This window comes from Robbsia sp. KACC 23696, from assembly GCF_039852015.1.
In the GTDB taxonomy this organism is placed as follows: Bacteria; Pseudomonadota; Gammaproteobacteria; order Burkholderiales; family Burkholderiaceae; genus Robbsia.
In genome coordinates this window covers 515298-535142 of record NZ_CP156627.1, presented here as the reverse complement: position 1 = coordinate 535142, position 19845 = coordinate 515298, and the positions used below count along the sequence as shown (strand labels likewise).

The following is a 19845-nucleotide window of genomic DNA, read 5'->3' as shown; positions in this document are numbered from 1 at the left end:
AATATATGGATCACTGATCCACTTGTCAAGAGTCATTATGCGTGCCGACGCGAAAAAGAATTACGACCATGTGCTTGCCGTTGCGCGGTGCGTCGTTGCCGAGCATGGGGCGGATGCATCCATGCGTGATATCGCGCGTCGCGCAGAGGTCGGTTTGGCGACGCTTTTGCGTCATTTCCCTACGCGGGAAGCGTTGTTCGATGCGCTGCTCCGGGAGAATCTGGATGCACTGACGCAGAAAGCCGTCGCGCTCGAAACGTCGAAGCCGCCCGGCGAGGCGCTTATTTCGTGGTTCCGTGAGGGCGTGGCTTTTGTCCACACCTACAGCGGCGTCACGGCGTTGATGGCTAGCGCCCACGAGGACCCCGATTCCGCGCTCTACGCATCATGCGCGGCGGTACACGCATCTTGCGCACGGCTGCTGCTAGCGGCACAGAAAGCGGGGGTGGCGCGAAGCGATATGGATGGCGTCGATTTGTTTGCCCTGATGTCGTCACTCGGCTGGCTCGCCGACCAGTCTGCGTTCGCACAACGGGGCGGTCGACTCTTCGACCTCATTTCGAGCGCCATTCTGATAGATTCGCCCGACAGGGTGATTAAATAGGCAGGTCGTTGAGGGACATCCCGCTGGCGTTGCAGGCCGACGCCTTGTTTCCTTCGCTTATCGGCGTCGGACTTGTCGTGCACATCAAAATGGGAGGTGAGCTTTGGGGATGCATACCTATGCCGTGTTCGTCACAGCAAGTTTGATTTTGTGCCTCGTTCCCGGCCCTGACATGGTGCTTCTGCTCGGACGTACGGTCGCGCAAGGGCGTAAAGCGGGAATCTGCACGGCCATTGGGATCAATCTGGGTGCTTACGTTCACCTTATTTGCGCTGCTACCGGGCTATCTGCACTTGTCATGGCCTCGGCGACTGCTTTCACTGTCGTGAAGTGGATTGGGGCCGGATATCTCTTTTACATGGGATATTGTGCTTTCCGGTCGAACGGCAAAGTGGGTCCAGCGGATGTAAAACCCAAGGTACGGACGTTATGGCGCGCGTTTATACAAGGTTTTTTGAGTGATGTTCTGAATCCCAAGGTTGGCCTTTTTTTCCTAGCCTTCCTGCCTCAATTCATTGATCCGCGCGATGCCAGCGCTGCGTTGCACATCATTGAACTGGGGATCGCGGGCAATATGGTCGGCATCACGACGAGCGTCATTTATGTATTCCTGGCAGCCAAATTGACGACCGCATTACGGCAGAATCCGACTATCTCGGTATGGCTCACGAAGGCGCTGGGCGGCCTGTTCATCGGTCTGGGTGTGAAAGTCGCCGCTGAGAAACTCTAAGCGTGATGGGCCACGATTGGCACAACGGCGATTCGCTGGCTGCTCATGCACGTCTTCCTAAGCGCAGCTCATAGGCCAGAGATGCCTACCGTACCGGGGGAACCCCCAGCGGTTGACTCAAGAAAGTCACTGGCGCGGCGACGGTACGCGGTTGCACGAGTAGCTGGGTTCAGTGGCTGATTAACTATCCCGGTGGCATTAGCGTGGGTTGTTGCTGGCCGCCGGTTCGATAACCCGATGATTGATGTCGCAGGCCTCATCCGGTACTGCTGCTGTTTCGCAGGTTTTTCCTCGTCGCCGCATTGTCGGAGCACCGCCCGCCTGCGCGTTCCCTGCTGTCAGATTCCCGGGATTGCGGCACGCAATATTGCGTGTTTAAATACGCTCAACTTCACGCTCTGCGCAGGCATGGCCCATTTTTCGCGGGCATTTCCCGCTAAAAGAGCTTTATGAAAACGTTATAAAAGACCACATCGCTCGGGGCGGGAAATGACACGCGAAAGAAATCAGGTTCTCGCTCGACTGGCCGCGCGCGACGCCGCCTCACTGGTCGGAATGGCGGCAGAGGTAAGCGCATCGACCGACCGCGAAAAGGCCCTTCTGCGGGTCTTTGGCGTTCTGGGCGTGCCGATCATCCAGGCGTACCCCGTTCTGAAAAGACTGACCGAGCATTTGCAGACTGCCGATCTGACAATCAATTTTGCCGCCTACAAGTTTTTTAACCGCCAGCCGCGCGGCACCGGGTACGTGAGCCAGTTCGAAGGGGGCAACAAGTGGGGCGGCAGTAGCTACATCACGGCACGCGACGAGGCCGAGGAAGCGATGTTCGACTACAGCGGAACGAAGGCGAAACCCGCTAGCGTCCACGCTGATGTATTGCGGCGCTTGCGTCAGTTCGGCAAGAAGAGCGAGTTGACGTTCGAGCCATCGATTCGTCCGAAATACGCCGCATTGAACTACGCGCAGTTGCTACACGGATCGGCGGGACAATGGGGTAAGTCGCACATGGTCCTGAAGGAGCATGTGAAACACAATGCCACCTACGTGCACACCGACTCCTTCGACGAGGCCGGCAATGCGCGGCTACGCGCAGCATTGGGCGACAAGACCGCGAGCTTCCTGAACATGGACCGGTTGATCGCGAATATGCCCGATACGATGCTCAAGGCGCTATACGACGCGTATAAAGGCGTGTCGTTGGGGACAGCATTGCAGGTACCCGGATTAGGGGATACCGCCTATATCGAAGCCCACGTTCACGGCGGACTGAACTTCGATCGCGATATAGCGAAGATTGTCATTTCGAATCATGAACTGACCAATGCCGAAGCCGACTTGAAGAACATCGCTCTGAAGAACAAGTCCTTCAAGGTCGTTAGTTCGAAAACATTGCAAGAAACGTTCGAGAAGTTCGCTCGCAAGTACGGCATTCAGGTCGTGCTGGTCTGAGGCGTGACGGCCGCGAAAGCGCCGCATCTGTTCCACCTCTTCGACGACCAGTTGCAGGGAACGACACGCCCGCCATTTTGCGCAGTGCGCTCGGCCGCGCCGCGCCGCGCCGCGCGGCTGCGCGATTCAATCCAGCCCCGTCTTTCCCTCCCCCCAATACGCTTTGACGCGCAAGCGGGACGCCGCGAGGCCGCCTTGTTTCAAGGCGTGATGCAGGTATCGGATGCTGGCGGCCTTTCCCGTCAAGATGAAGTCGGCTTCGTGCATCATGAACGCCGTCATTTTTTGGGATAGGCTAGGGTGATGCGCGTCGGCGGGGCAACGCGCGATCAAACTGGTCGAGCGCAAGCCGTGCGTCAGGTCAAACACATGACGAGCTTGGTCGATGATCTGCTCGATGTCTCGCGCGTCACGCGCGGGCAGGTAAAGCTCGAAGAGGAGATTGTCGACGTCTACCAGAGCGTGGTGGAAGCGGTTGAACAGGTGCGGCCGCTGATCGAATCGAGACGTCACAAACTGGCACTGCACACCTCGCCGGAGACGACGCTGGTACGAGGCGATCCGAAACGCCTGTTGCAGGTGCTCACGAACCTGCTGACAAACGCGGCGCGTTACACCCCCGAAAATGGTCATATCGCCGTTGAACTCTCGGTGGACAGCACTGTTCATCTCTGCGTCATCGACACTGGCGTGGGCATGTCGACCGAGTTATTGGGCCATTGTTTTGAGATGTTCGTCCAAGCCGAGCGGACATCGGACCGTACCGCGGGCGGATTGGGGATCGGCCTGGCACTTGTGAGAAGCCTTGTCGAACTACAGGGCGGCAGCGTCCAGGCGCAAAGCGAGGGCTCGGTAAGGGAAGCCGCTTTACCGTGACGCTGCCGCGGGTTGCACGAGAAAGAGAGGTCGTTAAACCACCGACATTCGCCCTATCCGCTCATGTCAGCGCGGAGCATCGTTTGAAAGTACTCGTCGTGGACGACATCGAGGACGCGGCGGAGGTGTTATCTATGCTTGTGCAGGAATTAGGCCACGATACGATGGTCGCATACCATCCGACACCTGCATTAAGCCGCGTGCAGCACGATCTTCCGGATCTCTGTCTCTTAGACATCGGGCTGCCGGATATGGACGGATATGAACTGGCGCGGCGTGTGCGGACGATGCTGGGTTCGCGCGTCACGTTGATTGCCGTTACGGGCTACGGTCTCCCGTGGGATCGCGAGGCCGCATTCGCTGCCGGCTTCGATGAACATTTCACTAAACCGCTCGATGTCGAGCGACTTATCGCCTTGATCGCGACGTTGCGCCCGGCATCGTGATATGTCGGGTTTTTTGCACTATCCGAGACGCGGCATCTTAGAGTTGACAGTTTAGTATCGTAATGAAAAAATAGAAATCTTAAGTAAGATGTAAAAATAAAAAACGAAAACGACTGACCCGCGGATTGCGCGCTTTCCGCGGGTCAGTCTCAAAATAGTGCGATAAGCACTGCACTGGTCGTGCTCGGGGGTAATGTGCGTCGGTTAGATGGGGAAAAGCGCGGGCCGGTGGCGCCTTGCACGCTGAGAAGCAGGACACGATCTCAGCAGTGGAGAAAGGTCCTGACGCTCATTTTGCTGGCTAGCCCAGCGGCGATTGTCGCTTGCGCACACGCGGCAACGTTACGCACCGATCGGATTCAAGAAGCCTGTCATTCCCTGGCCGATCTGGCTTGGACGTTTGCCAATGATCACCAGAACGGCGTCCCGCTCGATGAAGAAGAGCAACGCTATAGTCGCCAGACGCGTTCGCCCAAAGTGATCGAAGCGACGTACCGGCTATCCGAATACATGACGCCGGTGCAGGTTCAAGTGAGTACGTTCCGACAATGCGTCGTGCAGCTCCGGCATACGGCGCCGGCAGACAATAACGACAGCAACTGAGGGCGATAGCGGAAACCGTCGGTCGCGGCCTCAGGCATCGACTGGTCGTTGCCGGGCGGCTTCCGCGAGAATCGACCAGTCCTTGGCTGCGTTTCCATCTTGCATTGCTTGCTGCATGCTGTTTTGCACGATTCTCGCGCTGGGCACGGCTGCGCCTGCTTCCGCCGCGGCCTCCAACGCCAAGTTCACATCTTTCAGTCCGAGCGCGAGTTTGAAGCCCGGCGCATAACTTTGTGTTGCGATGTTGCGCGCATAACGCTGATAGCTCGGGCACGCGAACATCGTCTGCGTGACAACGTCGAAAAAATCGGCCGCCGGCAAGCCGTGCCCCTCTACGAGCGCGCTGGCTTCGGCCATCGCCTCGATGGCGAGGGTGATCATCATGTTGCCGGCGATTTTCGCGATATTGGCCCGCACCGGCTCCTGGCCCAAGGGCCAAATCTGCTTACTGATGACCGCGAGAATGGGCATGGCCGTTTGTACGTCGGCGCCGGCGCCGGCGAGCAAGACGTTCAGCTCGGCACGCGCCGCCACCGCAGGCACGCCGAAAACAGGCGCCGCCACATAGCCAACGCCCGCCTCCCGATGCGCGGCCTGTATTTCCGAGACAAAGCGCGTGGATAAAGTCGACATCACGATATGCACGACGCGTCTGTCGGCCGCACGTAAAGCACCGCTGTCGATGATGACCTCGCGGACCGCTGCGTCGTCGGATAGCATTGTCATGACGACGTCGTGGCCGAGGAAAGCATCGCGCGCTTGCGAGAGCGGCGTAACGCCCGGCAACGCCTCGACCGCCTCGCTGCGGCGACTCCAGGCACTGACCTGAAAGCCCGCGCCGAGCAGATGCGGAATGATGGCGGCGCCCATGCTGCCGACACCGATAAATGCGATACGTGTCATCGATTCAATCCTCTTAGGGTGAGGGGGCGTAAGGCCCTGCAGGCCCCGTCGGTAACATATTTACCGATCGATATAAATATACGGCGCATCACGTCCCGCGTCAAGTTTTCGCGCCCGACATCAAGGATGCGGGGGCACCAGGCGCATAACCGCAGGCTATACCGCCCTCTTTCTTTTCATTTGCGAGCGTGGGGGGCGCTCGCGATACTTGGTACCGGGACAACAACCGCGTCTCTTTCGCAGCCTGCCGGCGCTGCGCGTCCGCGCGCTTTTATATCGGGATAGATCATGCATGTATGCGTACTGGGTGGTGGCGTCATCGGCATCACGACCGCCTATTTCTTGGCGCGTGATGGTCATCGCGTGACCGTGGTCGATGCGCGGCCGGAAGTGGCGCACGGCACCAGCTTCGCCAATGGCGGGCAACTCAGCTATAGCTATGTCGCGCCGCTTGCCTCGCCTTCGGTCTGGCGCTATCTGCCGGCCTGGCTGGCCAGTCGGCGGGCGCCGCTCTTGTTCCGTCCCAAAATAGATCGGGCACTGCTGGAGTGGAGCGCGTCGTTTCTGCGGCATTGCACGACCGCGCACAGCGAACAGACGACGGTTTCCTTATTGCAGCTGGGCGCCTACAGCCAATCCTTGATGGCGACGCTGCAGGAGCGCGAGAACCTGGCATTTGATTTTCGACATAGCGGCAAGCTGGTGCTGTATCGCGACGCCGACGCATTCGCGGCGGCGCGCAAGCAGATGGCCTTCCAAAAAGCGCATGGCACCACGCAGGAAGCATGGGATGCGGCGGAGTGCGTGCGGCACGAGCCGGCGTTGGCGCGATTGCAGTCCGTGCTGGCGGGGGGCATCTATACGCCGACCGAGGATGCCGGCGATTGTCAGCGGTTCACGGAATCGCTCGCGACCGTGCTGCGTCAGCGGTCCGACGTCCGCCTGCTGATGGGCTGCAAGATCGAGGGCGTGAATACCGAGCGCGGCAGGGTCACGTCGGTGGAGACCTCCGAGGGCCCGCTGCAGGCCGATGCGTTTGTGTGCGCGATGGGTGCCGAAAGCGCCGGCCTGCTGCGGCGCGTGGGCTTGTCGCTGCCGGTCTATCCGCTAAAGGGCTATAGCCTGACGGTGCCGATCGATAGCCGACATAATGCGCCAGAGTACAGTGTCACCGACCTCCATCACAAGATCGTCTACGCCCGTCTTGGAAGCGATCTGCGTATCGCCGGCATGGTGGATTTTTCGCGGAACGATCCGGCAGCCGATGCGCGTCGGATCGCGTTGCTGAAGCAACAGGCAATCGCCACCTTGCCGGATGCGGGCGATTACACGCGGGTGCGGGAATGGACCGGTTATCGCCCGGCCACGCCGCATGGGCGGCCCTTGTTGGGCGCCACCCGCTATGCCAATTTGTGGCTGAACGTGGGGCAGGGGGCACTCGGATTTACCTTTGCCTGCGCGAGCGCCAAAATCGTCGCGGACCAGATCGTCGGGCGCAATCCGGCGATCGATGTGGAACCGTTTGCGTGGCGCGGCATGGCGTCAGCCGGCGCGAGGCAAACGCAAAATACGGTAAGCTGAGGGCATTCCTACACCCTCGGCACGGCGTGCGCCTTGCCTCATTGCCATTGGCTGTTGCCGACGATGCGTCTACGCCATATCGAAGTCTTTCATGCCGTGATGCAGGCGGGTTCTCTCTCCAGTGCGGCCGAGCTGTTGAACATCTCGCAACCCGCCGCCAGCAAGATGCTGGGACAGGCCGAGGGCAGCCTCGGCATGCTGCTCTTCAAACGTCTGCCCGGCGGCTTGAAACCCACCCGTGAAGCCGAGCTGCTTTTCGTCGAAACGAAGCATCTCCATACGAGTCTGGAGAACGTCCGGCGTTTGGCGCGTAACCTGACCACGCATCCCGGCGGCCTGCTGCGCATCGGCTGCATTCCGAGCCTTGGCCTGAGCCTCGTGCCGCAAGCGGTAGCGCGCTTCGTGCGCAGTTGTCCCGACGTGTCGCTCACGATCCGCACGGACAATACCGAGACACTCTGCACCTTGCTGCTCGCGCAGGAAATCGATATCGGCATCGCCTTCGATCCGCCGCCGATGCCGGGCATCGACATCACCGCGCTCGGTCGGGCGCGGGCGGTCTATGTCGGGCCGCCAGTCGAAACGGATGAGGCCTTGCGCGAAGAGTCGGCGGTGTCGTCGGTCGCGCTGGCGGCGCTCGACCCGGCGACCTGCATCGGATTGGATACGGAGGACCCGCTTGGGGCGCGCATCGTCGATGCATTCGAAAGCCTGGACGCGGTGGCGACGCCGTCGAAAATTGCCGTGCGTACTTATTATCTGGCGCGTGCCCTCGCTGACGCGGGCGTGGGCTACACGATCGTCGACGAGTTCACCGCGCAGGCGGGGCGTCCCGATGCGCCATTGCGCGCGATCGTGCCGCCTTTGTCGGTGGGTGTCTGCGCGTTGACGGCGGCCAGTCATGCAGGCAGCCATGTGCGGGACATTTGGGTAAAGCAGTTGCAAGCGCAAATCGATGCCCGCTGCGCGCCGTGAGCATCAGACACCTTCATACGATTTTGGGATGATCGGGCTTGGCCCGAGCGTAGAACGGAAGGCGCCCGTTCACGCGCACAAGTAGTCCAAAATCGCGTGCATCTGCTTGGCGATTTCGCCATAGTCGGCATCGGTCGCTGCCCGCATTTGCGCCGGCGTCTGGACGAAGCGCTGATCGACCAGATCATCGGCACAATGCGTCAACATTGCTGCCACGCTCGCGGGCGTGGTTTCGAGATGGAATTGCAATCCGATGGTGCGCTCGCCCAGCTGAAATGCTTGATGCGGATAAATCGAGGTCTCCGCCAATCGATGCGCGCCTTCCGGCAGATCGAAGGTCTCGCCGTGCCAATGGAAGACGGTACTGGATGCGGGAAAGACGAAGCGCGTAGCGGCCGGTGCAGTATCGGCGCGGTCCGACGATGCCGGCACGCCGCGTAACGGGTGCCATCCGATTTCCTTTTCCGGACCGACATAGACGCGTGCGCCGGTCGCGGCCGCAATCAACTGCGCGCCGAGACAAATCCCGAGTACCGGTGTGCCCTGCGCGATCGCGTCGGCAATAAAGCGCTTTTCTGCGCTTAACCAGGGATATATCGCCTCGTCGTTGACGCTCATCGGACCGCCGAGCGCGATTATCAAATCGAAATCCGCGCGGGCGGGCAGCGCCGGCATGGCGTGCAAGCGGCTCCAGCTCACGGTCGCGTTGCGTGCTTCGAGCCAGTCCGCCATATTCCCCAAGCCTTCGAACGGAACGTGTTGCAGCACATGTACTTTCATGGTGTTTCCTTGGTTTCAGCGTGACGGCTCAGCATGCGTCGGTGCGCTGGTCCTGCATGAGCAGGTGTTCGAGATCCTTCAAGGCCGCGGCGGCGGTTCCCGTCGGCCCGTTTTTCGAGATGACGAGCGTCTCGCCCATCGCGTCGGTGTGTACTCGAATCGCTTTCATTCCCGCACGCACTTGCGAGAAAGGATCCTGACTGTCATACGTCTTCAGTCGAACCGAGGCGTGATAGTGATCGCCCATCCGATCGATACACGCGACCAGCTTCGGCACGAGGCCGCGCGCGCGCCAGTCGGCGATCTGGGCCGGCGTGACGGCGGCAATCCCTTCGCGGACAACCGATTCCAGCCGGACGTCGGCGTCGAACGCCGCATTGGCGAGGATCGTGATCTTGATGGCGCTGTCCCAGCCTTCGATATCGAAGCGCGGATCAGGCTCCGCGATGCCATGCTGCTGGGCGCTGGCCAATGCGTCTTCGAAACGTTCGCCGTCCATCATCCGGCTTAAGATGAAGTTCGTCGTTTCCGTGACGATGCCTTCCACGCGCTCCACGGTGCAGCCGGTGAGGTTGTATTGCAGCAAATCGATCGTCGGCAAAGCGGCGGAGGTCGCGCCGCTTATTTTGAGACGTGCGCCGTGCGTTTCGGCAAGTTGACGCAGGCCACGATAGTCGCGTACCAATGCCCCTTTCGAGATGGCGATGACGTCGATGCCGCTCGTCAGCGCTTGACGGATGTAGCGTTCGCCGGCTCCGCCTGTCAGATAATCGGTCGGCCCCGATTCGATCAGCACATCCGGTTGCACGGTGTCGAGAAACGCCGGCCCGGTAAGCCCGTCTTGACTTGCCCAAGGTTGCGCTTCGGACCACGCGACAAGTCCCGACGGCGCGAAACACCCGGCGCGGGACCCGCAGACGCCGACCAATCGCACGTCGGCGCCATAGCGCGCTTGATAGTGTGCGCGGCGCTGATCGAGCAGCGCCGCGACCGACTTTCCAATCGCGCCGAAGCCCGTGATCGCCACATTCCATCGTTTCATCGTTTGCTCACAAGATAGCGGTTACGCCGGAGGCCCTTCCTGATGCCATGGTGCTATCTTAATCACAATTATTTTCGATGAAAAACGATATTATTTAGACATGACCTCAAATTTTATCGATTCGAAAATCAAGTCACGTCACGCAACCAGGATCGCTTTTTTGACCTCGCGTTCTTCGTAGGCCATCGCTTGTTCGATCTGATCGTAGCGAAATGTCTCGCCGATCTTCGTGCGGAATATCGGGTCCGCGATCACCTCCTCCAGCGCGTGGAGCGCGGCAATCAGGCGCGTGGGCGCTTTGACCGTTCGGCTCTCGAAATTGCTGAAGCGTCGAATCGTCAGGTTCTTCATCATGAAAAGAACGGATGGAATTGCGATACCACTGGGACCGCCGAGAAAGCCATAGCAGTAGATCGTCGCGTTCATCGGTAACGCCGGTGCGATGCGTCCGAGCAATTCACCGCCTATGCCGTCGAATACGGCCGTTGCCTCGAGCCGGGCGGCCAGGGCGGGCAGTTTTTCGAGATCGCTGTCTCGGGTCACGAGCACATGCTCCACGCCAAGCCGTAGCAGCGCATCGCGCGCGCTGTCCGAGCGCACCAGACAGACCGTCGGAATGTTTCTGAGACGTGCCAGCGCGGCCAGCGCCAAGCCGGTCGCGGAACTTCCCGCGGTGACGATGATGCCTTTATGCCCGGCTTCGACGATGTCGTCGAGAAAAGCGTACGCCGTCATGACATTGACGAGAGACCCGCAATAATCGATCGCGCGCACGGAGTCGGGCAGGATCAGGCAGGCCGCGTAGGGCATCGCCGCGCGCTCGCACCACAGGCCGACGCTATCCGGCGTCCGATGGAGCGACCGATACGCGGCGACCTGTTTTCCGAGATAAGCATCTGGAACGCCCGCGCCGATGGCCAGCACGCGGCCGGCCCCCGACGCGCCCCACACATCGTGACGACCCATGGCTAGCGGGTTCCCCGCGGCGGTCGGCAGCGTCAGGAACGTTCTGTCGCCGTGATTGATCGCGGACGCGACCATCTCGATCAGAACCTGTCCCGGCGCCGGCGTATCGGGTGTTGGAATCTCACGGACGGCAAGGGTACGGCTGGGTGTCACGCATAGCGCTTTCATCAGAATGCTCCTTTGTTTTTGCGGCGATGTCGTTCGCGTAGGGCGTAACGTAATCCGTTCGAGCCATTGCCGAAACGCGCGTCGGGACATACCATTCATTCCAGTCTGGAATACTTCGATAAAGGCACCATGGACCGATTGGATGCGATTCGCTTGTTTGTAAGATTGGTCGAGTGCGGCAGTTTCTCCGCGGTGGGGCGAGAGGAGGGCATTGGCCAGCCCGCGGTTAGCAAGCAGATCAGTGCGTTGGAACGGCATCTTGGCGCGCAGCTCGTACTCCGTACCTCGCGTCGTATCGCCATCACCGAGGCGGGCCAGACCTTCTACGACGCGGCGAAACAACTCGTCGACGATGCCGACGCGCTTGAGTCTTTGGTGGGAGAGCGGCAGCATTCGCCGCGTGGCATCGTCCGGATCAGTACCGCGCCTGCGCACGGGCGGCTGTGCATCACGCCTTTGTTGCCCGGATTCTTTCGGCAGTATCCCGACGTCGCGATCGACCTGTCGGTATCCGAGCGAAGTGTCGATCTGGTGGGCGATGGCCTCGATTTGGCGGTGCGCCACGGACGGCTCGTCGACTCGTCGATGACCGCCAGACAACTTGGCGAGACGGACTTCATCCTGGTCGCAAGCGTTGCCTATCTCGAAGAAAACGACGCGCCACGTCGCTTATCGGATCTCGATCATCATCGCTGCGTGGTGTTCGCGAAAGGACGAGAACGGTATCCGTGGCGATTGAAGGTGGGTAAGGAGGTGGTCTCCTATTTGCCGCATGGCGCGCTCGTGACCAGCGATGCGGAGCATATCCGCGCCGCCGTGCTGTGTGGCCTGGGCATCGCACAAGTGCCGTTGTGGTTGATGCGCGATGAAATCCGTACCGGACAGGTTCGGATATTACTCCCGACGTTGCAGCCGGAGCGTTTGCCGATTCATCTCGTTTTTCCGAGCGGCCGTCGCATGCCGATGCGCGTGCGCGTTTTCGTCGACTATCTCGTTTCCCACTACGCAGGCGAGAGGTCGACCGCAGGGCGCCAGATCGGATCCCCGTCAGGCATCGGCGCGAAGCCCTAGATGCGCATGGCGTTTCCGATAATCGGCCGGCGTCACGCGCATATGTTTGGCGAACGTCCGCCGTAACGTGTCGGCATTGGCAAATCCGCATTTCGCCGCGACTTGCTTCGGCGAATCGAGGCCGCCTTCCAACAGCGTGCGTGCCGCCGCGACCCGCGTTGTCTCGACCCATGCCGCCGGCGTCATGCCGACCTCGGCGTGAAATAAGCGGGCAAAGTGTCGCGCGCTCAGGCCCGCATGCCGTGCCAGATTCGACACGGTATGGTCCATTTCGGGATGCGCGGCCACCCAGCGTTGCACTTCCTGTAAGGCCGAGCGTCCCACCGTTTCCGCATCGCCTTTGCGGCTGAACTGCAATTGGCCGCCGGGCCGCTTGAAGTACATGACCAGTTGGGCGGCCACGCTCCTGGCGATGTCGCGTCCCAAATCCTCTTCGACGAGTGCCAATGCGAGATCCAACCCGGCGGTGACGCCCGCGGCGGTACGAAGTTTGCCATCCCGGACATACAGTGCGTCTTCGTCGATGTGCACCTCGGGATAGAGGCGGTTCATGGCTTCCACCGCGGCCCAATGCGTGGTGATATTCCGCCCTTTCAATAAGCCGCTGGCAGCCAGGACAAATGCGCCGGTGCACACGGAGCCGAACCGTCGGCTTTGTGCGGCTGCCGTGCGGACCCAGTCCAATACGCGGGCGGCCAGCGCGATGTGCATGGCGTTCGGTGCGCCGGCGACCAGAAAAGTATCGATCCGTTCGTGTTCGTCGCCAACTACCCAGTCCGACAGCAGACGTGCGCCGGATGCGCTATGGATGGGGCCGGATTCGCAGGCCACGATCCGTAGCGCGTAGAACAATTTCCCCGCTTCCACGTTCGCTTGCGCGAAAACATCGAGCGGGCCGGAGACATCCAGCAATTGCACTCCAGGGAGGGCGAGAATTGCAACGGTTTTGGCCATGGTCAGATGGTTTTGCCTGCGTGTCGGAATTTACCGTGAAATGGCTGAAATCGACGTGTTACATCAATTGATGCCATATCCCGCATTCTACACAATGGAGTCCTTCCCAAGGAGAGTGATCATGACGTTGAACGTTGACGGTATTTCGATTCCCGACAGCCAGCTCGCCCGCGATGTGACGGCGTTCGTACGCGACACCGCTTCCCCGCTGCTGTTCCACCATTCCAGCCGCGTCTTCTATTTCGGCGCATTGGCAGGCAAGCAGCGTGGGCTTAAAGTCGACCGCGAACTGCTTTACTGCGGATGCATGTTTCATGACATGGGCCTGACGCATCAACACAGCAGTGCTTGCGAGCGATTCGAAGTCGATGGGGCGAATGCGGCGCGAGACTTTCTCGAAAGTCGCGGCATTGGGCAACGGGAAATCGATCTTGTTTGGACGTCCATCGCCTTGCATACGACGCCGGGCATTCCGCAACACATGGATCCGGTGATCGCCTTGGTCACGGCTGGCGTCGAAATGGATGTGCTCGGTCTGACCTACCAGGAATACAGTGCCGCCGACAGAGACGCCGTGGTGAAAGCGCACCCGCGCGGCGGTAATTTCAAGGAAGACATCATTCAGGCCTTCTACGATGGGATCAAACACAAACCGGAAACGACGTTCGGTAACGTGAAAGCCGACGTGATCGCCGACAAAGACCCGCATTTTTGCCCCGGAAACTTCTGCAGCGTGATTCGCCAGTCCGCATGGCCGGCGAACGCGTAATCGACGGCCGCGCATTACCGCATTTGTAAAGAAGATAGGGCGAATTTCGGAGGATCATTTATTAAATTGTCGCATCGGGCTTATGCGAGAATTGAACCTGCCATATAATCTTTAAAATGAAATAAGGTATTTGTAAGGTGACGATATGTCAGATCGGTCCAAGCCGCCGATTCTTCCCGCGGACGACCTCGAGCCATGCGTTGCCCTGATTGGGCGTGACGCGGGTGGCGCGCTTGTCATCACTGCGTGCAACGATCCCTTTCGTCGGCTTTCCGATGCTACAGGCAAGGCCGAACCCACGTTCCCCGTGGCGTTCGACACCCTATTTCCGGGGGCGGAGTACGGCGCGTTCCGCGACGGACTCATCGCCTCCTTCATGGATCGTGAGGCCGATGCGCCACAGCCGATGGTCGACTTTCGCCATGGCAGCGCGGCATGGCGCTTTTCGATCAAGCGGATCCGTCAGGCTGCCGAAGGCGCGCGCGCGATGCACGCACTGTTGCTCACCGGTATCGACGTTCGCGTAAAGCGCGAAACCGCGGCGGCGCCGGATGCGAACACCTCGCGGTATCGTGCGTTGGTCGATCTGGCGTATGACGCGATCGTGACGATGAACGAGCAACATAACATCACGCTATTCAATCGGGCGGCGGAAAATCTTTTCGGTTATACCGCGGCGGAAGTATTGGGAAAGCCGATCGTCACCTTGCTGCCGGAGAAGTTTCGGGCCGACCATCGCAGAAAGGTCCAGCAATTCGCGGATACCTACCAGCCTAGCGTTCGTCAGGCAACGCCCCCCAAGATGGACGACACGAATAGTGTCTTCGGCCAGCATCGCGACGGATCGATCATCCCGGTGGAGATCGCCGTCTCGAAAATCGAGTTGAATGGCGCCATCGAATTCATGGCGGTCGTGCGCGATATTACCGATCGTGCGCGGCTGATGACGTTGCTGAAGACGCAAGCTTCGACCGATGCGTTGACAGGGCTGCCGAATCGGCGCGGCTTCCTGGAGTTTGCACAAAAAGCGCTGGGGAGCGGCGAGCCGCTATCGGTGTTCATTCTGGACATCGATCTCTTCAAGGACATCAACGATAGTCATGGCCATGATGCCGGCGACGAGGTGCTTCGGGCGCTGGCGAAGGTCGGCGAGTCGATGACGCCTCAGCCGCATTTATTCGCCCGCTGGGGCGGCGAGGAATTTGTGGCGGCGCTGCCGGGTACCGACGCCACGCATGCCCTGCAGATTGCCGATGCTTTGCGTCTGCGTTTCGAACAGCAGGCCTTCCAGCACGATTGGCCTGGCGCGCCCATTCCGTTCACCGTCAGTATCGGCGTCGTGACCTGCGCCGAAGGCGAGCGCGATGTCGAGGCATTTATGAAGCGCGCCGACATTGCCCTTTACCGGGCAAAAGCGTCCGGGCGAAACCGCGTCGAACTGGGTTAGATCGGTCGACGCCGGCAATCTTAAAAATAAAGAAAACGATAAGACCGATGCAGATCGAAATACGGGCCTCACGGTGGGGCGAGTGGATGCACCGAATCGAAATGCGGGTGCTGGGCAATCGCTCCGGTGACACTGGATTTTCCCGCGGCGTGCGCGCCTTTATTTTATTCGGCGTCAAACAGGCATGGGTCAGCTTGTTTGGCGGCTTGATGCTGTTGGCGTTGCTGCTGACGCATTGGTTTTATCCTGCGGATGCGGTGCTGCCGCGCTACGACTTTCTGACGCTCCTCGCGATCGCGATTCAATGCATGATGTTGCGCCTCGGTTTGGAAACCTGGGACGAGGTCGCGGTGATCCTGCTGTTTCACGTTGCCGGTACGGCAATGGAAGTGTTCAAGACGGCGGTTGGATCATGGGTCTACCCGGAAGCGAGTTATCTGCATATCGGCGGGGTACCGCTCTTCAGCGGTTTTATGTATGCCTCTGTGGGTAGCTATATCGCCCGCGCGTGTCGCGCTTTCGATCTTCGTTTTACCGGACATCCCGGACTGCGCCAGACGGGGGCGCTGACGCTAGGCATCTACGCCAATTTCTTCTTGCACCACTACTGGATCGATTGTCGATACGTATTGATGCTATGGACGGCGTTTGCCTTCCGGCGGTGTATGGTCTACTTCCGTATCGGCCGCACCTTCCATCGGATGCCGATGTTGCTGTCCTTCGTCCTGATCGCTCTTTTCATTTGGTTTTCCGAGAATCTCGGGACGTTCAGCCATGCATGGCTATATCCGAGTCAGCGCGACGGTTGGAGTATGGTATCCATCCACAAGCTGGGCGCGTGGTTTATGCTGACGATCATGAGCTACGTGATCGTCACGCTCGTCAAGCGACCGGTGAAGTACGTGGCCTGAGTCGACGTTAAAGGAAACAAGCGATGATGCGTACCAGCGCCGGCCTCACCAGTCCCGGTCGTCTCGTTCGGCTTGGCTCATGGGTGATAGCACTCGTGTTGGCCGGCTTTCTCAATACGCTGGGAAGCCTGGTTATCCGCGACATGGCTTTCGCGCCGCGCGGGGGGCCGCCAACCGCCGCGCAATTCGCCGATGCCGCGGCACAAGCGCGGCTCGACGCGCGTCAGCGCGAGGTACAGACTCAGCTCGATGCACTGAATGAAAAAGGCTCGACACTCGGCGTCTTGCACGATCGCGCCGAGAAAACCTATGCCGATGAGAAAGAGAGTTTTCAGAATTGGCTCGCCACGCGTGCCGTGACGGGGGACGGGACGAAGGATCCGGAGATACTGGCACGGACGCGAAAGTTAGATGCACTGCAGGCTGCGGCGGTCGAGTGGCAACATCAGATCGATGCGATCAATGATCAGAAGCGTCCGCTGGCGGCGTCGCAGGCCCAATTGGACCGGGACGTATCCAACGCCGATGCGCTCACCCAACTACGGCTCGACAAAGCGACGCGTAAATACGAGATGCAGGTTTTCGCGTTGCGGCTTGCGTTGACCTTGCCGATACTGCTGATTGCCATCGGCCTGTTTTTCCGTTTCCGCAAGACGCGTTATTGGCCCTTCGTATATGGCTTCGGCCTGTTCGCGCTAAGTGCGTTTTTCGTCGAACTTGTGCCCTATCTGCCTGATTTCGGTGGCTATGTCAGAGTCCTCGTCGGTATCGCGCTGACGATTTTTGCCGGTCTTTATATGTTGAAGGCCTTCCAGCGCTATGCGGAGCGCAAGCAGTTGGAGTTGCAGCAGGACCAAGGGGAGCGAGCCCGCACCATCGGCTATGAAAAGGCGGTAGGTTCACTAGCGAAAAAAACCTGCCCCTCGTGTGACAAGCAATGGAGCCTGGGAGGCGACAATGCCACGTTCTGCGTGCATTGTGGGCTGCGTCTCTTCAATATCTGCGGATGCGGTGGCCGAAACTTTTCGTTTTTTCCACACTGTTATCAGTGTGGTACCGCGCAGACCAATGCGCCGGTGACGCTGGCCGACTGATACCGGGCGTGCAATGCCGTCGCTCTGCCAAAACACGGCAGCGATTCAAACGGTTCGTTCCAGTATTTCGGTACGGACGCCCCAGCGATCGAATTCCACCTGGAATTCATCGAGTGTCAACAAGCCCATGCAGGATAGCGCGCCGGGGGCGAACGATTCGCCGCGTGCGAGTCGTCGTGCCAGCAGGATGGCCGGCATGCAGCAGATCTCCGGCCCGTGGCTGTCGTCCACGCTCAAATGCCATTCGAGCGTCAGCGGCCGGCCTTCGGTCGACAGTCCCGACACCCGTACGAACATGCCGCCAAGACCGGTGCCGAGCCGGTCGAACAAGGAACCCACACGATGCATCAAGGTCGTGAACGTGCTGACGCGTGGTATCAAACCGCGCTGCCGCAATGCCGCCAATAGGGCGAGAGTGCGTTGCGTAAAAGGCACCTCCAGCGCGCCGCGGAACATCACGCTGCGCGCAGTGGGATAGCGTTGTGGGAACAGCGCGAGGTCCGGGACGTCGCACACTGCCGCGAGACGGGACGGCATGTGCGCAAACGCAACCTGACGGGGCTTGGCCCAGCCGCTGACTGTCTGCCACTGATTGTCGTGCCAGGCCTTGAACGGCTCGCCGCAGTAAGACAGGATGGCGGCCAAGGTTGCCACGCCGCGCGGCGCCCGTTGCGCCGGTGCGATGCAGATATCGATATCCTGCAGGCGCGAGAAGCGTGCTTGCAGTGCGTCCACCACCGTGGATGAAACCGCCGGCAGCGTGCTCGCGCCGGTAATGGCGGTCCGTCCCGCGGCCTTAAATGCGCTATCGAGCGCCGGCGCGAAGTCCTCGACGAATCCCCGGCCGTCGGCCAGATCGACATAATGCATGCCGACCTTGGCACACACTTCCGCCACGTCGTAGCACTGACCTTGGAAAGGCCCGGCGGTATGGATCATCAACGCCGCGCCCACTTCATCGAGCCGCTGCGCGAAATCCGGCGCGGCCGAATGAAGCGCCACAGCGGATGCGTGCCCCGGAAGTTGTGCGGCAAATTCCGTCGCGCGACGAAGGTCGGGGCCGGCAATGATCAGTTCGATCGTGGATTCCAATGCCAGCACGCGGCAAATACGAGCGCCGAAGTTGCCATAACCGCCGAGTACGATGACTTTCATGATTGCCTCTCAATAACCGCGAAGGGGTGAGCTGCGGCTGATAGCAACGCAGGAGTGAGGGAATTCTTGTTTATTCTGTTATTTCTGTCAAGACAGAAATAACAGAATATTGAGACGCCAAGGGGAAGCCGCTACGTCTCCCATCGTTCGGAAATATCGCATGAACGTATGGAAATTTCCCAATATTCCGAACACTAGCGCCGCTATATGCTGTGTCTGTACCGCGCGATCACGCGCCTGGCATCGAGGAGAAGACCATGCCTTTCACCCGTATATCGATTCTCAAGGGCAAGTCGCCGGATCAGATCCGCGCGATTGCCGATGGCGTCCATCACGCGCTCGTGGAGGCATTCAAAGCGCCCTTGAAAGACCGTTTCCAGATCATCGAGCAACGCACGGCGGAGACGCTCATCTACGACAAGGACTATCTCGGAATAGAGCGCACGGACGACTTGGTCGTCGTTCATATCACGGCGGGGCGATGGCGCGATACGGCGCAGAAGCAGGCTTTATATCGGATTATTTGCGAGCGCCTGTCCGTGGATGCCCAAGTGCGTCCGGAGGACGTGCTTGTCTATCTGACGCTCAATGACAAAGACGATTGGTCTTTCGGAAACGGCATCGCGTCCTACGTGCCGAATGACGCCTCGCCCTCGTAGGAGAATGCATCATGATGATTATGCAGTACGAAATAAACCTGCCTGCCGACTACGACATGCATATTATCCGTCGCCGCGTCATCGACAAAGGGGCTGCCTTCGACCATTTCCCCGGTCTGGGACTGAAATGTTTTGCCATACGTGAGAAGGGCCGCTTCGGCGCCACGACCAACGAATATGCGCCGATATATCTTTGGCCGCGGACCGAGTCAATGTGGCCATTCCTCACCGGGCCGGCTTTTCGCGCTGTCAAAGACGCATTCGGGCCGCCGTCGATGCATACCTGGCCATCGTTCGTATTCGCGCGATCTCCCGCGATGCTGAACGATGATTTTTCCTCGATTGCGTCTGTGACACGGGAAACGCTGTTTGTGCCGCGTGAAAGCGATTTAGCGGTGCTGCGTTCGCGCGAGATTCAGGCGGCATCGGATGCCCTGGCGAGCACGGACGGGCCGTTGATCCGCGCTGTCGGCTTGGATCTCCATACCGGGCAGCTCGCCCGTTTTTCTTTTTGGCGCCAAACGCAAGCTGCACTGCCCCAGGATCAACACAGCTACGCGATTCTGCACGTCTCCGCGCCGAAGGGCGATCGATTGGTCGACGTGCCAGGCGAGCCAGACGCTATACTTCGATAAAACCGTGTTTTCGAGATAAACCAACCG

General features: G+C 59.8%; 22 protein-coding genes. 15 read left to right on the top strand and 7 right to left on the bottom strand.

The features are described 5' to 3' along the window. Window positions 1-37: 37 nt before the first annotated feature. The 3 genes from ABEG21_RS17160 to ABEG21_RS17150 all read left to right on the top strand — a co-directional run bounded on the left by ABEG21_RS17160 (window position 38) and on the right by ABEG21_RS17150 (window position 2783). A complete protein-coding gene (locus ABEG21_RS17160) occupies window positions 38-604 on the top strand; it encodes a helix-turn-helix domain-containing protein (RefSeq protein ID WP_347557851.1) in 567 nt (188 codons plus the stop codon). A gap of 109 nt (window positions 605-713) precedes the next feature. After that, on the top strand, window positions 714-1334 hold the full coding sequence (locus ABEG21_RS17155; RefSeq protein WP_347557850.1) for a LysE family translocator: 621 nt from the start codon (window positions 714-716) through the stop codon (window positions 1332-1334). Window positions 1335-1823: 489 nt separating this feature from the next. Continuing rightward, entirely contained in the window at window positions 1824-2783 is a 960-nt protein-coding gene (locus tag ABEG21_RS17150) for a DUF3626 domain-containing protein (RefSeq protein ID WP_347557849.1), read from the top strand. Between the two features lie 126 nt (window positions 2784-2909). Here the strand turns inward: ABEG21_RS17150 and ABEG21_RS17145 are convergent, their stop codons facing one another. Continuing rightward, window positions 2910-3053: a hypothetical protein gene (locus ABEG21_RS17145; RefSeq protein WP_347557848.1), complete on the bottom strand. Its 144-nt coding sequence runs from the start codon at window positions 3051-3053 to the stop codon at window positions 2910-2912. A gap of 99 nt (window positions 3054-3152) precedes the next feature. Between ABEG21_RS17145 and ABEG21_RS17140 the strand changes: the two genes are divergently transcribed. The 3 genes from ABEG21_RS17140 (at window position 3153) to ABEG21_RS17130 (ending at window position 4708) form a co-directional block, all read left to right on the top strand. Beyond that, window positions 3153-3659 carry a HAMP domain-containing sensor histidine kinase gene (locus ABEG21_RS17140; RefSeq protein WP_347557847.1) on the top strand — a complete coding sequence of 169 codons (507 nt, stop codon included), beginning with the start codon at window positions 3153-3155 and terminating at the stop codon, window positions 3657-3659. Between the two features lie 83 nt (window positions 3660-3742). Beyond that, window positions 3743-4105, top strand: coding sequence for a response regulator (locus ABEG21_RS17135; protein WP_347557846.1), 363 nt, complete (start codon window positions 3743-3745; stop codon window positions 4103-4105). 294 nt (window positions 4106-4399) lie between these two features. After that, complete coding sequence (locus ABEG21_RS17130) at window positions 4400-4708, top strand: hypothetical protein (RefSeq protein ID WP_347557845.1); 309 nt, start codon at window positions 4400-4402, stop codon at window positions 4706-4708. Window positions 4709-4738: 30 nt separating this feature from the next. On the opposite strand, the gene ABEG21_RS17125 is transcribed toward ABEG21_RS17130, so the two are convergent. Beyond that, on the bottom strand, window positions 4739-5611 hold the full coding sequence (locus tag ABEG21_RS17125; RefSeq protein ID WP_347557844.1) for an NAD(P)-dependent oxidoreductase: 873 nt from the start codon (window positions 5609-5611) through the stop codon (window positions 4739-4741). Between the two features lie 288 nt (window positions 5612-5899). On the opposite strand from ABEG21_RS17125, the gene ABEG21_RS17120 reads away from it, so the two are divergent. Together ABEG21_RS17120 and ABEG21_RS17115 are read left to right on the top strand one after the other, a co-directional pair. Then, window positions 5900-7192 carry a D-amino acid dehydrogenase gene (locus ABEG21_RS17120; RefSeq protein ID WP_347557843.1) on the top strand — a complete coding sequence of 431 codons (1293 nt, stop codon included), beginning with the start codon at window positions 5900-5902 and terminating at the stop codon, window positions 7190-7192. A gap of 33 nt (window positions 7193-7225) precedes the next feature. Continuing rightward, window positions 7226-8167, top strand: a complete 942-nt coding sequence (locus ABEG21_RS17115) for a LysR family transcriptional regulator (protein WP_347557842.1) — start codon at window positions 7226-7228, stop codon at window positions 8165-8167. A gap of 69 nt (window positions 8168-8236) precedes the next feature. Here ABEG21_RS17115 and ABEG21_RS17110 read toward each other — a convergent pair whose 3' ends face one another. The 3 genes from ABEG21_RS17110 to ABEG21_RS17100 form a co-directional block, all read right to left on the bottom strand. Beyond that, window positions 8237-8947, bottom strand: coding sequence for a gamma-glutamyl-gamma-aminobutyrate hydrolase family protein (locus ABEG21_RS17110; RefSeq protein WP_347557841.1), 711 nt, complete (start codon window positions 8945-8947; stop codon window positions 8237-8239). A gap of 28 nt (window positions 8948-8975) precedes the next feature. Continuing rightward, the gene (locus tag ABEG21_RS17105) at window positions 8976-9989 is read right to left on the bottom strand and encodes a homoserine dehydrogenase (RefSeq protein WP_347557840.1); all 1014 of its coding nucleotides are present in this window, start codon (window positions 9987-9989) and stop codon (window positions 8976-8978) included. Window positions 9990-10127: 138 nt separating this feature from the next. After that, the gene (locus tag ABEG21_RS17100) at window positions 10128-11123 is read right to left on the bottom strand and encodes a zinc-binding dehydrogenase (RefSeq protein ID WP_347557839.1); all 996 of its coding nucleotides are present in this window, start codon (window positions 11121-11123) and stop codon (window positions 10128-10130) included. Window positions 11124-11252: 129 nt separating this feature from the next. On the opposite strand from ABEG21_RS17100, the gene ABEG21_RS17095 reads away from it, so the two are divergent. Further along, window positions 11253-12194 carry a LysR family transcriptional regulator gene (locus tag ABEG21_RS17095; RefSeq protein WP_347557838.1) on the top strand — a complete coding sequence of 314 codons (942 nt, stop codon included), beginning with the start codon at window positions 11253-11255 and terminating at the stop codon, window positions 12192-12194. Here the strand turns inward: ABEG21_RS17095 and ABEG21_RS17090 are convergent. Continuing rightward, window positions 12171-13148, bottom strand: a complete 978-nt coding sequence (locus ABEG21_RS17090; protein WP_347557837.1) for a GlxA family transcriptional regulator — start codon at window positions 13146-13148, stop codon at window positions 12171-12173. The genes ABEG21_RS17095 and ABEG21_RS17090 overlap by 24 nt on opposite strands. 121 nt (window positions 13149-13269) lie before the next feature. On the opposite strand from ABEG21_RS17090, the gene ABEG21_RS17085 reads away from it, so the two are divergent. The 4 genes from ABEG21_RS17085 to ABEG21_RS17070 all read left to right on the top strand — a co-directional run bounded on the left by ABEG21_RS17085 (window position 13270) and on the right by ABEG21_RS17070 (window position 17369). Further along, window positions 13270-13917 carry an HD domain-containing protein gene (locus ABEG21_RS17085; protein WP_347557836.1) on the top strand — a complete coding sequence of 216 codons (648 nt, stop codon included), beginning with the start codon at window positions 13270-13272 and terminating at the stop codon, window positions 13915-13917. 145 nt (window positions 13918-14062) lie between these two features. Then, the gene (locus ABEG21_RS17080; RefSeq protein ID WP_347557835.1) at window positions 14063-15364 is read left to right on the top strand and encodes a diguanylate cyclase; all 1302 of its coding nucleotides are present in this window, start codon (window positions 14063-14065) and stop codon (window positions 15362-15364) included. A 101-nt stretch (window positions 15365-15465) separates the two neighbouring features. Further along, window positions 15466-16275: a DUF817 domain-containing protein gene (locus tag ABEG21_RS17075; protein ID WP_347558066.1), complete on the top strand. Its 810-nt coding sequence runs from the start codon at window positions 15466-15468 to the stop codon at window positions 16273-16275. A 26-nt stretch (window positions 16276-16301) separates the two neighbouring features. Next, window positions 16302-17369 carry a hypothetical protein gene (locus ABEG21_RS17070; protein ID WP_347558065.1) on the top strand — a complete coding sequence of 356 codons (1068 nt, stop codon included), beginning with the start codon at window positions 16302-16304 and terminating at the stop codon, window positions 17367-17369. A 45-nt stretch (window positions 17370-17414) separates the two neighbouring features. Here the strand turns inward: ABEG21_RS17070 and ABEG21_RS17065 are convergent, their stop codons facing one another. Then, window positions 17415-18524, bottom strand: a complete 1110-nt coding sequence (locus tag ABEG21_RS17065) for a saccharopine dehydrogenase NADP-binding domain-containing protein (protein WP_347557834.1) — start codon at window positions 18522-18524, stop codon at window positions 17415-17417. 257 nt (window positions 18525-18781) lie between these two features. Here ABEG21_RS17065 and ABEG21_RS17060 point away from each other — a divergent pair, with 257 nt between their 5' ends. Both ABEG21_RS17060 and ABEG21_RS17055 read left to right on the top strand, forming a co-directional pair. Then, window positions 18782-19183, top strand: coding sequence for a tautomerase family protein (locus ABEG21_RS17060; protein ID WP_347557833.1), 402 nt, complete (start codon window positions 18782-18784; stop codon window positions 19181-19183). An 11-nt stretch (window positions 19184-19194) separates the two neighbouring features. Next, a complete protein-coding gene (locus ABEG21_RS17055; protein WP_347557832.1) occupies window positions 19195-19818 on the top strand; it encodes a DUF4865 family protein in 624 nt (207 codons plus the stop codon). Window positions 19819-19845 lie beyond the last annotated feature (27 nt).

What these genes read in the sequence shown, in the direction of transcription:
- ABEG21_RS17085 (WP_347557836.1), top strand. Translation starts at nt 13,270, where the DNA reads ATGACGTTGAACGTTGACGGTATTTCGATTCCCGACAGCCAGCTCGCC.
- ABEG21_RS17100 (WP_347557839.1), bottom strand. Translation starts at nt 11,123, where the DNA reads ATGAAAGCGCTATGCGTGACACCCAGCCGTACCCTTGCCGTCCGTGAG.
- ABEG21_RS17150 (WP_347557849.1), top strand. Translation starts at nt 1,824, where the DNA reads ATGACACGCGAAAGAAATCAGGTTCTCGCTCGACTGGCCGCGCGCGAC.
- ABEG21_RS17070 (WP_347558065.1), top strand. Translation starts at nt 16,302, where the DNA reads ATGCGTACCAGCGCCGGCCTCACCAGTCCCGGTCGTCTCGTTCGGCTT.
- ABEG21_RS17095 (WP_347557838.1), top strand. Translation starts at nt 11,253, where the DNA reads ATGGACCGATTGGATGCGATTCGCTTGTTTGTAAGATTGGTCGAGTGC.
- ABEG21_RS17125 (WP_347557844.1), bottom strand. Translation starts at nt 5,611, where the DNA reads ATGACACGTATCGCATTTATCGGTGTCGGCAGCATGGGCGCCGCCATC.
- ABEG21_RS17140 (WP_347557847.1), top strand. Translation starts at nt 3,153, where the DNA reads ATGACGAGCTTGGTCGATGATCTGCTCGATGTCTCGCGCGTCACGCGC.
- ABEG21_RS17110 (WP_347557841.1), bottom strand. Translation starts at nt 8,947, where the DNA reads ATGAAAGTACATGTGCTGCAACACGTTCCGTTCGAAGGCTTGGGGAAT.
- ABEG21_RS17060 (WP_347557833.1), top strand. Translation starts at nt 18,782, where the DNA reads ATGCCTTTCACCCGTATATCGATTCTCAAGGGCAAGTCGCCGGATCAG.
- ABEG21_RS17105 (WP_347557840.1), bottom strand. Translation starts at nt 9,989, where the DNA reads ATGAAACGATGGAATGTGGCGATCACGGGCTTCGGCGCGATTGGAAAG.
- ABEG21_RS17155 (WP_347557850.1), top strand. Translation starts at nt 714, where the DNA reads ATGCATACCTATGCCGTGTTCGTCACAGCAAGTTTGATTTTGTGCCTC.
- ABEG21_RS17145 (WP_347557848.1), bottom strand. Translation starts at nt 3,053, where the DNA reads ATGATGCACGAAGCCGACTTCATCTTGACGGGAAAGGCCGCCAGCATC.
- ABEG21_RS17080 (WP_347557835.1), top strand. Translation starts at nt 14,063, where the DNA reads ATGTCAGATCGGTCCAAGCCGCCGATTCTTCCCGCGGACGACCTCGAG.
- ABEG21_RS17160 (WP_347557851.1), top strand. Translation starts at nt 38, where the DNA reads ATGCGTGCCGACGCGAAAAAGAATTACGACCATGTGCTTGCCGTTGCG.
- ABEG21_RS17055 (WP_347557832.1), top strand. Translation starts at nt 19,195, where the DNA reads ATGATGATTATGCAGTACGAAATAAACCTGCCTGCCGACTACGACATG.
- ABEG21_RS17065 (WP_347557834.1), bottom strand. Translation starts at nt 18,524, where the DNA reads ATGAAAGTCATCGTACTCGGCGGTTATGGCAACTTCGGCGCTCGTATT.
- ABEG21_RS17090 (WP_347557837.1), bottom strand. Translation starts at nt 13,148, where the DNA reads ATGGCCAAAACCGTTGCAATTCTCGCCCTCCCTGGAGTGCAATTGCTG.
- ABEG21_RS17075 (WP_347558066.1), top strand. Translation starts at nt 15,466, where the DNA reads ATGCGGGTGCTGGGCAATCGCTCCGGTGACACTGGATTTTCCCGCGGC.
- ABEG21_RS17120 (WP_347557843.1), top strand. Translation starts at nt 5,900, where the DNA reads ATGCATGTATGCGTACTGGGTGGTGGCGTCATCGGCATCACGACCGCC.